This window comes from Streptomyces sp. NPDC005402 (assembly GCF_040606575.1).
In the GTDB taxonomy this organism is placed as follows: Bacteria; Actinomycetota; Actinomycetes; order Streptomycetales; family Streptomycetaceae; genus Streptomyces.
Genome location: NZ_JBEXFB010000034.1, coordinates 17,562 through 32,231, shown reverse-complemented (window position 1 = coordinate 32,231; position 14,670 = coordinate 17,562). Strand labels below are relative to the sequence as shown.

Annotated in this window: 9 protein-coding genes and 3 pseudogenes; 7 read left to right on the top strand and 5 right to left on the bottom strand. The window is 68.8% G+C overall.

Annotated elements, in window-relative coordinates; genetic code table 11:
- Nucleotides 1–75 precede the first annotated feature (75 nt).
- Both ABZT02_RS40850 and ABZT02_RS40845 read right to left on the bottom strand, forming a co-directional pair.
- Complete coding sequence (locus tag ABZT02_RS40850) at nucleotides 76–1,098, bottom strand: LacI family DNA-binding transcriptional regulator (RefSeq protein WP_356027323.1); 1,023 nt, start codon at nucleotides 1,096–1,098, stop codon at nucleotides 76–78.
- Between the two features lie 427 nt (nucleotides 1,099–1,525).
- Nucleotides 1,526–2,883 (bottom strand): annotated as a pseudogene (locus tag ABZT02_RS40845) (beta-1,3-glucanase family protein).
- Between the two features lie 375 nt (nucleotides 2,884–3,258).
- Here ABZT02_RS40845 and ABZT02_RS40840 point away from each other — a divergent pair.
- Both ABZT02_RS40840 and ABZT02_RS40835 read left to right on the top strand, forming a co-directional pair.
- Nucleotides 3,259–5,400, top strand: a complete 2,142-nt coding sequence (locus tag ABZT02_RS40840; protein WP_356027321.1) for a discoidin domain-containing protein — start codon at nucleotides 3,259–3,261, stop codon at nucleotides 5,398–5,400.
- A gap of 216 nt (nucleotides 5,401–5,616) precedes the next feature.
- Entirely contained in the window at nucleotides 5,617–5,883 is a 267-nt protein-coding gene (locus ABZT02_RS40835) for a hypothetical protein (RefSeq protein ID WP_356027319.1), read from the top strand.
- A 433-nt stretch (nucleotides 5,884–6,316) separates the two neighbouring features.
- Here the strand turns inward: ABZT02_RS40835 and ABZT02_RS40830 are convergent, their stop codons facing one another.
- The 3 genes and pseudogenes from ABZT02_RS40830 to ABZT02_RS40820 all read right to left on the bottom strand — a co-directional run.
- A complete protein-coding gene (locus ABZT02_RS40830; protein WP_030933194.1) occupies nucleotides 6,317–6,487 on the bottom strand; it encodes a DUF5670 family protein in 171 nt (56 codons plus the stop codon).
- Nucleotides 6,488–6,654: 167 nt separating this feature from the next.
- Nucleotides 6,655–7,749, bottom strand: a complete 1,095-nt coding sequence (locus ABZT02_RS40825) for a hypothetical protein (protein ID WP_356027316.1) — start codon at nucleotides 7,747–7,749, stop codon at nucleotides 6,655–6,657.
- An 88-nt stretch (nucleotides 7,750–7,837) separates the two neighbouring features.
- Nucleotides 7,838–7,954 (bottom strand): annotated as a pseudogene (locus ABZT02_RS40820) (N-acyl homoserine lactonase family protein); the annotation flags it as partial.
- Nucleotides 7,955–9,173: 1,219 nt separating this feature from the next.
- On the opposite strand from ABZT02_RS40820, the gene ABZT02_RS40815 reads away from it, so the two are divergent.
- From ABZT02_RS40815 to ABZT02_RS40795, 5 genes and pseudogenes are all read left to right on the top strand, one after another.
- The gene (locus tag ABZT02_RS40815; protein ID WP_356027314.1) at nucleotides 9,174–9,506 is read left to right on the top strand and encodes a MerR family transcriptional regulator; all 333 of its coding nucleotides are present in this window, start codon (nucleotides 9,174–9,176) and stop codon (nucleotides 9,504–9,506) included.
- Between the two features lie 59 nt (nucleotides 9,507–9,565).
- Nucleotides 9,566–10,363, top strand: a complete 798-nt coding sequence (locus ABZT02_RS40810) for a hemolysin III family protein (RefSeq protein ID WP_356027312.1) — start codon at nucleotides 9,566–9,568, stop codon at nucleotides 10,361–10,363.
- A gap of 58 nt (nucleotides 10,364–10,421) precedes the next feature.
- Nucleotides 10,422–10,987: pseudogene (locus ABZT02_RS40805) on the top strand (serine/threonine-protein phosphatase); the annotation flags it as partial.
- A 1,120-nt stretch (nucleotides 10,988–12,107) separates the two neighbouring features.
- On the top strand, nucleotides 12,108–13,115 hold the full coding sequence (locus ABZT02_RS40800; protein ID WP_356027309.1) for a trypsin-like peptidase domain-containing protein: 1,008 nt from the start codon (nucleotides 12,108–12,110) through the stop codon (nucleotides 13,113–13,115).
- Nucleotides 13,108–14,595, top strand: a complete 1,488-nt coding sequence (locus ABZT02_RS40795) for a hypothetical protein (RefSeq protein WP_356027306.1) — start codon at nucleotides 13,108–13,110, stop codon at nucleotides 14,593–14,595. Before ABZT02_RS40800 ends, ABZT02_RS40795 begins: the two co-directional genes overlap by 8 nt.
- Nucleotides 14,596–14,670 lie beyond the last annotated feature (75 nt).

Sequence of the window (14,670 nt, the reverse complement as noted above, 5' to 3'; positions counted from 1 at the left end):
GTCAGGCGGGGGTGCCGAGACGCGGCACGCGGCACGCGGATCCGGGGCCTTTTCCGGCGGTTGGGCGGGCAGACCTCAGGTGGACTCGCGGACCACCAGCTCCGTACGGAGGATGACATGACGCCAGGCCACGGCGCCCTCCTCCATCTCTTCCAGGAGCAGGCGGATCATGGCCCTGCCGACTTCCTCGATCGGCTGCCGTACCGTCGTGAGCTGTGGTTCGGTCCGCTGGGCCAGCGGAAAGTCGTCGAAACCGATCACGGCAACGTCCTCGGGCACCCGGCGTCCGGCCGCGCGCAGGGCCTCCAGCGCCCCCGCGGCTGTGGTGTCCGACGCGGCGAGGACGCCGTCGATGTCCGGGTGCCGTTCGAGGAGTTCGGTCATGGCACGGCGTCCGCTCTCCGCCGTGAAGTCGCTCTCCACGACACGGGTCCGCTCGACCTTGAGGCCCGCCAGCGTCAGAGCCTCTTCGTAGCCGCGCAGCCGGCACTGGGCGGCGTGCAGGTCGAGCGGCCCCGTGATGGTGGCTATGACCGTGCGGCCCCGCTGGACAAGGTGGGAGACGGCGCTGCGGGCTCCGCCGACGTTGTCCATGTCGACGTAACTGACGTATTCGTCGCCCGAGCGGCGTCCCAGCAGCACGGTCGGCAGCCGGGCCTCGGCGAGCATGTCCGGCAGCGGATCGCCGGCGTGCACGGACATCAGCAGGACGCCGTCGACCCGGCCGCCGCGCGCGTACTCGAGGAAGCGCTGCCGTTCGGCGTCGGAGCGGACCAGAGTCAGTAGCAGTTGCATTCCGGTGTCGGTCAGGGCGTCCCCGAGCGAGGTGACGATCTCGGAGAAGAAGGGTTCCGCGAACTGCCGCCAGTCCGGCTCCGTCATGACCAGCGCGACGGCGTCGGCCCGCCGTCCCGCCAGGTAACGGGCCGCGAGATTGGGCACGTAACCGAGTTCGTCGATGGCCCGCTGAACGGCCCGACGGGTCGACTCCTTCACGCCTGTGGCGTTGTTGATGACGCGGGAGACCGTGCCTCGTCCCACCCGCGCGTGGGCGGCCACTTCCTCCAGCGTCGGTGTCTCCGGGCGTCGCCTGCCCATGCCACCTCCCCCCAAGAGATCACCGATCGTACCGGCCGGAGGGGATCGCGCACATGACTTCACCAGGGGGTGCGGTGATGGACGGTCGTCCTGCCCGAGTGATTGGGAGCGCTCCCAATCGGTATGACGGTCACGGGAGTTGGTCGGAGAAATCGTCAGCCATGCGTCCGGACTCGGCATGCTGATCGCGACTTCCCGCGACGGTTGGGGCGGCTCGGTACCGCTCATCTGCCTCCGATCGCAGACCACCGTGGACGAGTGGTTTCGTCGGCGCCGGTCATATTCGAGAATCGGGGACCGCTTCAGAGGGGCCCAGCCCTCTGAAGCGGATACAGCCGGCGGCAGCAACGTGGGCTCCCCGATCGGCCCCAGCTGCACGGGTACTGCTCGGCCGCCAGTCTTGTTCAGCGCTTTCCAGGCGTCCGGTCTACCAACCGACCGCTACCAGGAGCCACTGCGGGTTGGCGTGGGAGACGAAGGAGGACTGCCCCGCCACGTCGTCGTAGGGGAATCCGTAGGCGAGGTGGTTGATGGCGTTGTCGTGCCAGAACTTGGCGTAGTAGTTCGCCGGTGCAGCCTTGTAGAACTGCGCCGGGTCGGACTGCTGGGAGGCCGGCAGAGTCGCGACGTGGCGGTTGAGGGCGGCGCACATGTCGGGGTTGCCCGCCAGGGAGGCGGCGCAGCCGAAGATGTCGGAGGTGGCCGCGTTCACGCCCACGGACTGGGCGTGAACGCGGTGAAGTAGTTGGCGTTGGCGCCGCCCGCGCGGAAGCTCGGATCGCTGCCGGGCGCGATGATCCGGTACGGGGCCTGGGTCTGGGCCAGTACCTTGAACTGGCTCGGCACGGCGTCGGTGAAGCGCTGGAAGGTGGTGGCGCGGTCCTCGGCGAAGGTCTGCCGGTTCTCGCCGACCTCGACGTCGTAACCATCCTTGGTGTGCAGGCGCATGGCGAGCTTAAGGCCGAAGGCGTCGACCCGGGTGGTGTTGCCGTTGAAGACGTTGTCGCCGACGGTGAACTCGATGAAGTCGTAATAGGGGCTGTTGGGTGAGCCGAGGTAGAAGTACATGCGGCCCGCGGAGTTGGCGGGCATGTCGAGGTAGGGCTGCTCGGCGATGGAGTGGGTCTGGCCGTTGAAGCTCCAGTACACCTGGCTGTCGGGGTACTTGCCGTTGGTGCGGTTGAGGATCTTCACCTCGACGGCGTTGCTCGCCGGGGGTATGCCGGTGGTGCTGCCCCAGAAGTCGTCCGGCGGAGTGGTGCCGCCGGGGCCGTAGACCTGGAACTCCCACAGGGAGTAGCCGTACGGGGTGCCGCGTGCGGTGCCGTAGAGGCGGACGTAGCGTCCGCTGGCGGAGACGGTGATGTTCTGGGTGCCGCCGGTGGCGGTGGTGGTCGAGTGGACGGTGGTCCAGGTGTTGGCGTCGGTGGAGGTCTGGATCTGGAAGGCGGTCGCGTAGGCGGCCTCCCAGTTGAGGCTGACGCGGCTGAGCTGCTGGACGGATCCGAGGTCGACCCGTATCCACTGCGGGTCGGAGAAGGCGGAGGACCAGCGGGTGCCGGGGTCGCCGTCCACGGCCGCGCTCGCGGGCGTGCCCGCGTTCTCGGTCGATGAGGCAGTGGCCGGTCTGCCCTGGGACAGCAGCTGGTCCGCGGCGCGCGCGGGCGTCGGGGCCAGGGCGGTGAAGAAGGCGGCGATCAGGACGACGACCAGGCCGAGCGCGGCGCGTGAGTGCGTGGTGCCCGGTGGGGGACTGGTGGTGGGGGCGCTGACAATCCTCTGCATGTGTCTCCTCAAGCCAGTGCGGCGTGCGGGGGGATGGAGCGACAGCAGATATGAGAGCGCTCTCTCGGGCGGGTGCGGTGTGGTGCGGTGTGGGTTTTCCCGGGTCAGGGCATGCGGGAGCGAGCCGGCGGCATCGCTGCGGGCCATGCCCGAGAGCGCTCTCTCGCCGAGGAGTGTTGAGGGCATGCCATCAAGATGTCAAGGGATCCGGCGGGAGGGGACCCGGAAAGATTTCAACTTCCGAAGGCTTGCCGAAACTTACAACTCATCAGTTAAATCAAGACGTGAACTAAGCGTCGCGGCGAATGCACCATGTCCCCATGCCCCTGCCGTCGGCGCTCCCCGCACTTCCCCGACGCACCCGCAGGAATCCTCATGAGACTCAGATCCCTGGGTGTCGCGCTTGCCGCCATGGCAGCACTGATCACCCTGCCCCTCGCCCAACTCCCGGCGGCCGCGGCCGCGAGCGCCGACACAAACCTGTCCCAGGGCAGGGCGGCGACATCCTCCACCACCGAGAACCCCGGCACTCCCGCGAGCGCAGCCGTGGACGGCAACACCGCCACCCGCTGGTCCTCGGCGTTCACCGACGACCAGTGGTTGCAGGTCGACCTCGGAGCCACCGCCTCCATCAGCCAAGTCGTCATCAACTGGGAGACCGCCTACGGCAAGGACTACAAGGTCCAGTCCTCGCGCGACGGCAGCACGTGGACCGATCTGCGCTCGGTCATGGGTGGCGACGGCGGAAACGACACCCTCGACGTCTCCGGTCAAGGCCGCTACGTACGGCTCCTGGGCATCCACCGCGCCACCCAATGGGGCTACTCCCTCTGGGAGTTCCAGGTCTTCGGTACCACGGGCGGCGGCAGCGGCCCGGTCCAGGGCGGGGGTGACCTCGGCCCGAACGTGATCGTCGTGGACCCGTCCACCCCCAACCTTCAGCAGAAGTTCGACCAGGTCTTCGCCCAGCAGGAGTCGGCGCAGTTCGGCTCAGGGCGCTACCAGTTCCTGCTCAAGCCGGGCACCTACAACGGCATCAACGCCCAACTCGGCTTCTACACCTCGATCTCAGGCCTCGGGCTGAACCCCGACGACACCCAGATCAACGGTGACGTCACCGTCGACGCGGGTTGGTTCAACGGCAACGCCACCCAGAACTTCTGGCGTTCGGCGGAGAACCTCGCCATCAGGCCGTCCAACGGCACCGACCGCTGGGCCGTTGCGCAGGCCGCGCCCTTCCGCCGCATGCACATTCAGGGCGGCCTCAACCTGGCGCCCAACGGCTACGGTTGGGCCTCTGGCGGCTACATCGCCGACTCCAGGATCGACGGCACCGTCGGCCCGTACTCCCAGCAGCAGTGGTACACCCGCGACAGTTCCGTCGGCGGCTGGACCAACGGCGTGTGGAACATGACGTTCACCGGTGTGCAGGGCGCGCCGGCGACCAACTTCGACTCAGGCCCGTACACCACTCTCGACACGACGCCCGTCTCCCGCGAGAAGCCGTTCCTCTACCTCGACGGCAGCACCTACAAGGTGTTCGTGCCCGCCAAGCGCACCAACGCGCGCGGGGTGTCCTGGCCGGCGAACGCCGGCACCTCGCTCCCGCTGGACCAGTTCTACGTCGTCAAGCCGGGCGCCACCGCCGCCACCATCAACCAGGCGCTGGCCCAGGGCCTCAACCTGCTGTTCACCCCCGGGGTCTACCACCTCGACCAGACCATCGACGTGAGGCGGCCCGACACGGTGGTGCTCGGATTGGGCCTGGCCACGCTCGTGCCGGACAACGGCGTCGGCGCCATGCACGTGGCCGACGTCGACGGCGTACGGCTCGCCGGTTTCCTCATCGACGCCGGTCGCGCCAACTCCGACACACTGCTGCGGATCGGTGAGCCCGGCGCCTCCGCCGACCACTCGGCCGATCCCACCACCATGCAGGATGTCTTCGTCCGGATCGGCGGGGCGGGCCCGGGGCTCGCGACCAACTCCGTCGTCGTCAACAGCGACGACGTCGTCATCGACCACACCTGGCTCTGGCGCGCCGACCACGGCGACGGCGTCGGCTGGGACACCAACCGCGCCGACTACGGCCTGAAGGTCAACGGCGACGACGTCCTGGCCACCGGGCTGTTCGTGGAGCACTTCAACAAGTACGACGTGCTGTGGAGCGGCGAACGGGGCCGCACCATCTTCTTCCAGAACGAGAAGGCCTACGACGCCCCGAACGCCGCCGCCATTTCCCATGACGGCATCGTCGGCTACGCGGCCTACAAGGTCGCCGACTCGGTGACGCAACACGAGGCATGGGGGCTGGGCAGCTACTGCAACTACACCTCAGACCCCTCCATCGTGCAGCACCACGGCTTCCAGGTGCCCGTCAGAACCGGTATCAAGATGCATGACCTGCTGGTGATCTCGCTGGGCGGCAAGGGCCAGTACGCCCACGTCGTCAACGACACCGGCGCGCCTACGTCCGGCACCGACACGGTTCCCTCCAAGGTCACGCAGTTCCCGTAACCGACGCGAAGGCGCGACCGTCGGCCCGCCACCGAAGCCGAGCGACTCACAGGCCTCGGTGGCGGGTCGACGGCACCCCGAGACACGTGAAATCGCCCGCGATCGGGACCAGCGGCGTCCCCCAGCACGTCTCACGCGGTCACCGCACTCTCGGATGGCGTTTCACCTGGACCGATCACCGAGATCTGCGGGGTGTGTCCGGGCGGCGTCGGAGACGTGGGTGAACTCTCTGATGAGGTGTACGAGTTCTGTTGTCTGGTCCAGGGGGATGAGGGCGTAGCTGTCTGCGATTTCGACAAGGCCTCTGTGAGGGAGGAGTTGGACGAGTGCTTTGCCGGTGTCATTGCCGACGAGCGTGACCTCGTGGAGGTCGAGGGTGCCACCTCTGACCACGACAGGTCGGCGTCGGCGGACATCGGGCGACGATGCGCGCCGAACGGCAGCGTCGGTGCCACACACCTGTGCCGGCGGACAGGTCGGTGATCGGCCTGTGCCACAGTGAGGCCCCCATCGTCCATTCGCGCAGGAGCACGACCGTAGGACGTCGCCGCCGGTGTCCTCGTATTGGATGGTCCCGCAGCACACAAGTGCAGCTCCCTCATGTCGGTCGTCTTGCTGTGCGTTGGCGCAGCGGGCAATCCTCTGACACGGGCGGGGTAAGTGGTGAGCCACCGCGTCCTGCGGCGGCAGACAGCCGTGCGGCGAGTGCGCGTGTGGGGTGTCGCGGTGGCTGGGGTGTGGCTGGGGTCCGGTGGTTTGGAGGCGCGGGTTCCGCTGCTTCACCGGGCCCCAGCTATGAGCCGGGTTCCCGGGAGGGCGGAGTCACACCGTTTGCCCGGGGAGATGTCCTGATCCGGGACATGCCTGTGGGCCCCGGACGGGTCCGGGGCCCACAGGCATGTTGCTGCGCGGTGGGTTACCAGCGATACCAGCGGCCCTTGCGGCCGCCGGTGTCCGCGGAGCGCATGACGAAGCCCAGCAGCCAGACGACCAGCACGATGACGGCGATCCACCACAGTGCCTTCAGCGCGAAACCCGCGCCGAAGAGGATCAGGGCCAGCAGAAGAACGAGAAGCAGGGGAACCATAGTTATCAACCTCCGTCGCTCCTCGTGCCCGGCGAATGCAAGAACATACGGTCGATTTCCCTGGTTTCTCCACTGCTCTTGCGGGCACTGGACTCAGTTTCTCCACGACGTTCACCTCGCCGTCGGGTCGGTGGTCGGTGGTCGATGCGCGGCGGACGGACCGTAGATCAAGCCAAGGTGACGTGCATGCCACCCTCGGCCAGGACCTCGAGGACCACGCCGAACAGATCGTAGGGATGGCCGTCAGGTGTCAGGGTCTGGGACAGGTGATCGCGTGCGGTCGCAGCGTCCCGCCAGAGCAGCGTTGCGGGTGCGGTGTAGCCGAAGGTGCCACGCAGGCAGTCATCGACTGCGGCAAGACAGCCGCCGAAGTAGCCACCCGCCCCGTTTACCGCCTCGCCGAGCGCCAGGTAGAGGCCCGGTTCGTCGGTGACGTGTCGGCCGTCGAGTTCGTAGGCGTAACCGGCCGGCCGGTCGCGGTGGGTGCGCCGACAGGCCCGCTCTCGGACGAGGTCAAGCCAGGCTTTGCGGCGCCGGGTGTCGAGGCCGCCCCAGGCACCCTGGGTGTCCGGCGGTCCGGTGAGCCACCGCTCCCAGATGGGCCGGGCGTATTCGGGAACGGGCGTGAAAAGCTCTCCTTCGAGCTCCAGGTCGACCCGGTCCGTCCCGTAGAAGGATGGGCGCCAGGCGCTGACTCTGGCCCAGAGCAGGCGTTCGGTGAGCGGCTCGCCCTGGTCGTCCCGTATCTCCAGGGCGGCCTGCTCCAGGTCCAGCGCCCGCCGGGTGCCCTTCCTCAGTGCTGCCCGCAGTTGATCACCCTGGGTGAGCCCCCGCAGGACGAGCGGGGGCGCCGACTGTTTGGGCGGCAGGACGCGGGCGAATTCTCGGCAGGAGCCCAGCCAGCGGTGCCCGTCGTGCACGCGAACTCGGCCCCTGTGCCCCTCGGGTGGGCCTTCGTAGTCGTCCAGGCCGGTGAGTACGAGACTGTCTGTCCCCAGGGGCTGGCCTACGCTTTCCACGTCCTCCAGCAGCCAGGAATCGAGCGTCTCATCGTCCGGCACCAGCCACACTCGGTTGCCGACCCAACCGCGCGCTTCTGCCTGTGGAACCCAGCCGAACAGCTCGTAGGTCCCCCGCTGGGGCTCCCCGAACAGCCCTTCCACCTCGGCGCAGACGCCCCAGGCATGCCCATGTTCCTCATCAGCCAGCGTGTATCGCGCGCGCCTGCGATGGCCCTCGTCTTCATGCACGGTGGGAATCATGCCGGGACCAGGTTTCCATGGCGACGGTATTTCCCGCGTAGTCGGACGCGATGCCTCAAGGCAGCTGGTCATTGACCACCCGTACACAAACGAGGTAGGCGGGGCAGAGCACTGGTTCGACTCGTGGCTGCGGGCCGCCGGTCTCCGACGCGGGCCGGATGAATATTCCCAGGTCGAGCCGGCGCACCGGCAGGTTCATCCCCATGCGGCCACCCTGGCAGGTTCTGGTGTTTCGGTCGGCGGCTGCCGAGAGCAGACCCATCATGGACGCCTCCGGTTTACTTCCCCTGGCGTCGCGGTACGCGGGCAACCGGACATCGACGACGAGGACGTCGTCCAGGTCCAGGCGCAGCTCCTCGAACGCCTGCGCGGTACGCCGGATGTCCCGCTCGTCATATGTCCAGCGCGCCTTGTGCTTGCAGCAGTGCACCGCTATGTCGCCGAAGAAGACGTGGCCTGCTGCGCCAGTCCCGGCATGTGGAGGAGCCCGTCAGGGTCCAGCGGCACCGTGGTGCTCCGCGTCAGGTCCGTGAAGAGGGAGCGTGCGCACTCCCCTCGGCTGATGGGCAGGACCGGATGGCGACAGCAGCCACTGACAACGCCCGTCACACACAGCTCAGTCCTGGCTGGACTGGAAGTGGCACGCCGTCGGATGTCCCAGCGTCACGACCTCGTCCAGGGCTCATCTGCGTGTTCCCTGTCGCATTCGTAGGCGGCTACCTCGCAGCCAGACCAACGAAAATCTGTGTTGGTCAGAGTAGACATTGGGAGACGGGCCGGTTATGGTTTCTCTCGTAGTCGAGATCAAGAAGGGCCCGGCAGAGATGAACTGCCGGGCAGCGGTACGCAGTTGCAGTGTGCAGGACGGTGCGGCGGTGGAGTTCCGAAGCCAGGGTTGTTGCAGGACGGCGACGGGACTGACGGTCGGACCGGGTGGCCCGCAGTGATCAGGGGCTGCCATGAGCAGGACCGTAGTGGCCGCAGTGCAGTTTTGGAGTGGTACCCCGGTAAAGGCGTCTGGCTGCGGGCGCGCGTACCGGGAAGTTCGGCAGTGGGGTTCCAAGCCAGAGCAGATGCAGGACGGGCGACGGGGCTGGCTGCCGGAGAGTGGCGCTTGTTCCAGGCCACCAGCAGTACCGTAGTACCGGTTTGGCAAGTGACAGATCAGAGGGAAGAACGGAGGAGCCGAGCGCCATCAGGATCGCCCGGACGAGCAGTGGGTCCGGGTACCGCAGGACATCGATAGTGAGGTGGTCTCCGGTCACGCATCCGCGATCCCCGCACCCCCGGCAGTGTTCAGGCCGGGCACGCGGAAACAGAGGGCCGGCGCATTACTGGGGCCGGCAGATGGTGTAGCAGTTCCTTCGGGGCCCTGGTGCGAGATGGCACCAGGGCCCCTCCAGCGTGGTTCACAGAGAGGTGCGATGACAGCAGACGATTCCTTCAGCCGTCTCGACGATGACGACTACCCCGCCTACACCATGGGCCGGGCCGCCGAAATGCTCGGCACCACCCAGAGCTTCCTGCGCGCCGTCGGCGAAGCCCGCCTCATCACCCCGCTGCGCTCCGCGGGCGGACACCGCCGCTACTCCCGCTACCAACTGCGCATCGCCGCCCGCGCCCGGGAGCTCGTCGACCAGGGAACTCCCATCGAGGCTGCCTGCCGCATCGTCATCCTCGAAGACCAGCTCGAAGAAGCCCAGCGCCTCAACGAAACGCTGCGCCATTCCCAGCTCCGCGACCGGGCTACCGCCTGAACGGCCTTCCTGATCGGACCAGTTGCCCTGTTCCGCGTTGATTCTCATATTATGTGCGCATGATCGCCGAAGACGCTCAGCCACCGGCACCTGGCCGGGAAGCCCAGCTCGGCAGCGGGACCAGGCCCGACGTTTCCCCCGGGACCGCCGGTGGAGTGTCCGCCGGTTCGCCGGGCCGGCGGTCGGCCCCCGCAGCTGGTCCGGGCGGCGAGGTGGAGCGCGCGGTGGCCGTGATGAAACCGGCGATGCGCGGGTGGCTGCACGCGGGCATGTTCCCTCTCGCACTCGTCGGCGGCATCATCCTGGTCGCTCTCGCGCACTCGGCGAGCATCGCCGTGGCGTGCTCGGTGTACGCGGCGTCGTCGCTGCTGCTGTTCGGCACGAGCGCGGTGTACCACCGCGGCGACTGGGGTCCGCGAGGTGAGGCCGTGCTGCGCCGGCTGGACCACGCGAACATCTTCCTGATCATCGCCGGGACCTACACGCCTCTGGCGGTGCTGTTGCTGTCGGCGCGTCAGCAGGCGGTCCTCCTGCTGCTGGTGTGGGCCGGGGCGGCGGCCGGTATCGCGTTCCGCGTCTGGTGGATCACAGCACCGCGCTGGCTCTACACCCTGTGCTACATCGCCCTGGGCTGGGCAGCGGTCTTCAACCTGCCCGACTTCGCGCGCACCGGTGGCACCGCGGTCGTCGTCCTCGTCATCACCGGCGGTCTGCTCTACACCGCGGGCGCCGTCGTCTACGGACTCAAACGCCCCGACCCCTTTCCCCGCTGGTTCGGATTCCACGAGGTCTTCCACGCCCTGACCATCGCCGCCTTCACCGCGCACTACACCGCCATCCTCCTGGCAGCCACCTGAGCCACATGCTCCAGCGCAGGGCGCACAGGGAAGGACTCGGGTGCACAGGGTCCGCGAGGGCAGCTCGGTCGTACGGCTGGGCGCCGCGGGCAGTGTCGAGACCAGTGGGCCGGCTCAGCGCATCCCGTTGCGGGGCACCCTGTACGACGACGTGATCCGCAGCCGGCGCCCCAGCGTCGAGGACAAAGGCGGTGGGACGCCGGTGCGGATCGTCGCTCCGGTGACCAACCGCGGGGACGCCATCGGCCTCCTGGAACTGTTCCTGCCCGCGGCGCCGGATGCCGAGACGATGCGGGAAATCGGTGAGACGGCGCATGCCCTGGCATACATCGTCATCGCGACCGGTCCTTCACCGACGTATACCAGTGGGGCCGGCGCACCGTCCCGCTGAGCCTTGCCGCGGAGATCCAGCATCGGCTGCTCCCGGCGTCGCTGGCGTGCGAGGCGGCGCAGTTCGCGGTCGCCGGGGTGCTCGAGCCGGCCGACCACGTCGGGGGAGACACCTTCGACTACGTGATCGACCGGGATGCCGTCCAGCTGTCCGTCACCGATGCCATGGGCCACGACGTCGCCGCCGCGCTGCTCGCGACACTGGTGGTGGGCGCCCTGCGCCGGGCACGGCGTGGGGGCGCCGGCCTCGAGGAGCAAGCCGGCCAGGGGGGCTTTGGAGCGCCAACTGCGACTGGGTGGGCAGCCGAGTGGTGCCGTCGCTCTGCAGATGGGCAGCGCGTCAGCCCGATCGGGCATTGACGGCAACCTGGGCGGAAGATGCACGAACTTGCGGAAGGTTGGCTGAGGTATGCGGGTGGTCCACGGTGCAGGCAGACTCGTCGAGGTCAGTGTCCTGCGCGCTGAGTCGGCCGGCGAAAGTCTGGGGCCCGGTCCGGGCACGTTGTTGGACCTGAAGAGCCGTGTGAGCCCGGTCGGCGTCGTACGTGGCTGCCGCTCCTCGTTCGCATCGCGGCAGCGCACCCACCCAGGGCATGGATCCACTTCGTCCTCGGTGCCGATACGGCGCGCCGTGCCGGGCGGTTGCCGCCGGGGGAGTGGACCATGACCTGGGCCAGGGTGGGTCAGCTGCCGTGGTGGCTACGGCCGCATGAGCGGAGGGTTCTCGCTTGGGCCGCTGTCTGAGGTGTCCAGCACGTCCTGGATGTCGGCGAGGTACGCACCATCATGTCGGCCAGTTCGGCAGCGGTCTTGTCCAGATTCAGCGTGGTATCGATGCGCGCGCAGACTTCGGCAACGACGGTGAGGCGGTGGTGCGCCCGGTCGGCTTCGGGCTCGCGGCGGTCCGTGATTTCGGTGGGCGGAAGCGGCAACTCCCAGGATCCGCCTGCGGGCAACCTGGATCGAGCCGGCACCAGCGCATGACGCTCAGCTGCCCATCACCCAGACCGAGCCGCATGCGTCGTCGGGAGGATGCCGCACCCGCGTGGCGCCACGGAAACACGGGACCGCCGCCTCCACGCGCGGCGCCCGGCCCCCGCATGCCTCGAAGCCCCGCCGTGCGGGAGCCCCGTCCGTCACCCCACACACGTCGGGGCGTAAGCACGTCAACGCACCGTCGCCCCCGGCCTCCTGGGGCCGGGTCGTACCGGGGCGCTGAGCGCAACCGGGGGAAGCGGCGCGGGCGCCGGTGCTTGGCGGGGGCGCATCACGGGACGACCGTCCGACTCACTTGTACACAAGGGCTTCGCTTCGGCTTACCCTGATTTCCCGCACGGCTGACGAGGGGGACGACGTGGGGTTACGGGACGGTGGTGCCTCCGTATCGCCGGGCGCGAGTACATGGCGGGCCCGGCTGTGGGACCGTCAGGGCGCGGGCATCGCCGGAGCCGGCCTGCTCCTCACCGACAACACCGTGCTGACCTGCGCGCACGTCGTCGAAGCGGCCCTGCGTCTCCCTCGTTCCGACACCGGCGATGCTCCCAGCGGAACGGTACTGGTGGACTTTCCGGCCGCACCGGAGGGGGCGGAGCCGATACCGGCCCGCGTGGCCGACGGTGGCTGGCTGCGCCACCCGCCTGCCGGTGATCTGGCGGTACTGGAGCTGGACGCCCCGCCGCCGCGTTCCGTGAAACCGGCGCCGGTCGGACGGTGCGGCACGGAGTCCGGCGCTCACGTGTCGGTGTTCGGACACCCGGCGGCCGTATCGAACGGTCTGTGGGCCCGCGGGCGGGTGGTGGGGCAGGGCGGGCCGCTGCCCGGATGGCGGCAGATCGACGGGCTGGACGCGGTCGGCGCCGCGGTGGAGCGCGGTTTCAGCGGAGCCGGGGTGTGGGACCTCGGACGCGGCCTGGTGGTCGGTGTCCTCGCATCCGTGTTGACCCCCCGTAGGACGGACCCGGCCGCGGCAGCGCCGCGGGTCGCCTGGATGATCCCCCTCGACGCACTGGACCCCGGCCACCTGCAGGTGATCCCTGTCGTTGGACCGGTCACCGACCGGGCGGCGCCGCCCAGTGCACTGTGGCCCTTGGTGGACCGGCTGCTGGCCATGGAGTCGTTCCGGGTGGACGCGGGAACTCAGCTCCTCGCCCAACTGCCTGCCGAGATCACCGCCGGCACCACCCGGTCGACCAACCCCAGGCTGCAGCTCTACCACGTGGTCAGCCGCTGCGGGGAGTTCACCGTGGGGCCGACCGCGCTGGCGCGCGCGGTGCGATGGATGGAAGGGGACACCCTCGCTGTGACGGACTTCGTGGCACAGGCCAGGAAGACCTGGCCGGGCCGGCTGGACGACGATGACTGAGCCCGCTGCGGCGCCCGACCCGCAGGCCGCCGCCCGGCTGGCGGACGCCCTGATGAAGGTGTCGGTCCTGGACACCGTCGACGCCCGCAGGCTCTGTGTGCTCGACGCGATGGAACGCCTCCGACTGCGCCTGTCGGTAGCGGAGTTCGATGACAAGAAGATGCACATCGTGACCATGGTGCGCGCTTTCGGCGGCGTCACCTCCGGCTGGCAGCGGCTGACCGAGGCGGTGCAGCACCTCGCCGACTACGACCTGCCCTCCCGTCACGCGGCGTCCCTGGCACACCCCGTGGTGCCGCCCGTCCTGGACGACCCCGCCCAGGAGCGGCTCAAGGCGCTGCTCGAAGGGCTCGACCGCACGAACGTGCCCGAACTCCCCGCCGTCTACCACGCGGCGGCCGGTGAGCACTTCGGGCCACTGCCGGATTTCGTGCACACCGCCTGGGACGCCCATCAACTTCTCGCCCACACCAACCGCCCCGCCGACGGCGCGCCCCGCACCGTGCGCTTCCTGCAGGGCCTCGCGTTGGTCCTCACGCCGGAGCGGGGCGACGCGGTCCGCTCCTGGGTCAGCCACCAGGTCCGGGCCGGTGCGCGAGGCCATCTGGAGGCACAGCGGATTCTGGACGACTCCCGTGAGTCCGCGGGCGGTTCGGCCAAGAAGTCGGTGCGCCCCGCCTACCTGCTGATCCGGCTGGCACCGTCCACGACGTCACCCGATCGGGTCGACATCAGCTGCTGGGCGAGCAGCGGCGCGACCTGGGAGCCCCGCCGCCGCGAGCAGTGCTCCGTGCCCGCGTCCACGGTGCGCCGTCACGTCGCCACACTGATCGACCGCGAGGAGAGCCGGCTGCGCACGCACCGGGGCAGTCTCGTACTGGAGTTCATACTTCCGCTCTCGATGATGAACGAACCCGTCGAGGAATGGTCCCGCCACACCGCCTTCGGCCAGCATTCGGTCTGGGGCAGCGAACTCGGCGGTCCCCCCATCGGCACGGACTACAAGGTGGTCGTACGCAGCAAGGAGCGCATCGACGCACTGCAGTTGCACCGGGTGTGGAACGAGCGCTGGGACGTGCTGTCGACGGATGACCAGCAGGCCGGCACGCACCATTGCGCCGAAGGTGACGGCGCGAGAGCCGAGTCGCTCTACGAATACCTCAGACGCACACCGGACATCGTCCTGATGACGCTGGGCTCTCCGCCCGACGACGACAACGGCAGGAAGGAGTTGCTCGCCGGGTTGCAGGCGGGGCTTCCGCTGCTCCTGTGGAGGCGCCGGGGCGCGTCCGCAATGCATCCGGTCACCCTGGCCGAAGGCTTACTGGAAGGGGACCTGCACGAGGTTCTGGACCGGCTGACGTGCTTGCGCTCCGCTCCCCATCCGGGGGACCATGACGCTGGGGGTTCCGGCCCTCGTCTTGCCGTGCTGTGGGACGATCCGAACCGGCTTCCGGAAGTCCCGGAGCCCATTGCTTGAGAGCGACCGAGGCGCAGCGTTACCCACTAGGGTGTGACCGACTCGAGCACCGGTCACAGCACCGTTGCGAAGTGA

Excerpts from the sequence above, each read along its gene's own strand:
- ABZT02_RS40850 (WP_356027323.1), bottom strand. The coding sequence starts at position 1,098 with ATGGGCAGGCGACGCCCGGAGACACCGACGCTGGAGGAAGTGGCCGCC.
- ABZT02_RS40840 (WP_356027321.1), top strand. The coding sequence starts at position 3,259 with ATGAGACTCAGATCCCTGGGTGTCGCGCTTGCCGCCATGGCAGCACTG.
- ABZT02_RS40830 (WP_030933194.1), bottom strand. The coding sequence starts at position 6,487 with ATGGTTCCCCTGCTTCTCGTTCTTCTGCTGGCCCTGATCCTCTTCGGC.
- ABZT02_RS40825 (WP_356027316.1), bottom strand. The coding sequence starts at position 7,749 with ATGATTCCCACCGTGCATGAAGACGAGGGCCATCGCAGGCGCGCGCGA.
- ABZT02_RS40815 (WP_356027314.1), top strand. The coding sequence starts at position 9,174 with ATGACAGCAGACGATTCCTTCAGCCGTCTCGACGATGACGACTACCCC.
- ABZT02_RS40810 (WP_356027312.1), top strand. The coding sequence starts at position 9,566 with ATGATCGCCGAAGACGCTCAGCCACCGGCACCTGGCCGGGAAGCCCAG.
- ABZT02_RS40795 (WP_356027306.1), top strand. The coding sequence starts at position 13,108 with ATGACTGAGCCCGCTGCGGCGCCCGACCCGCAGGCCGCCGCCCGGCTG.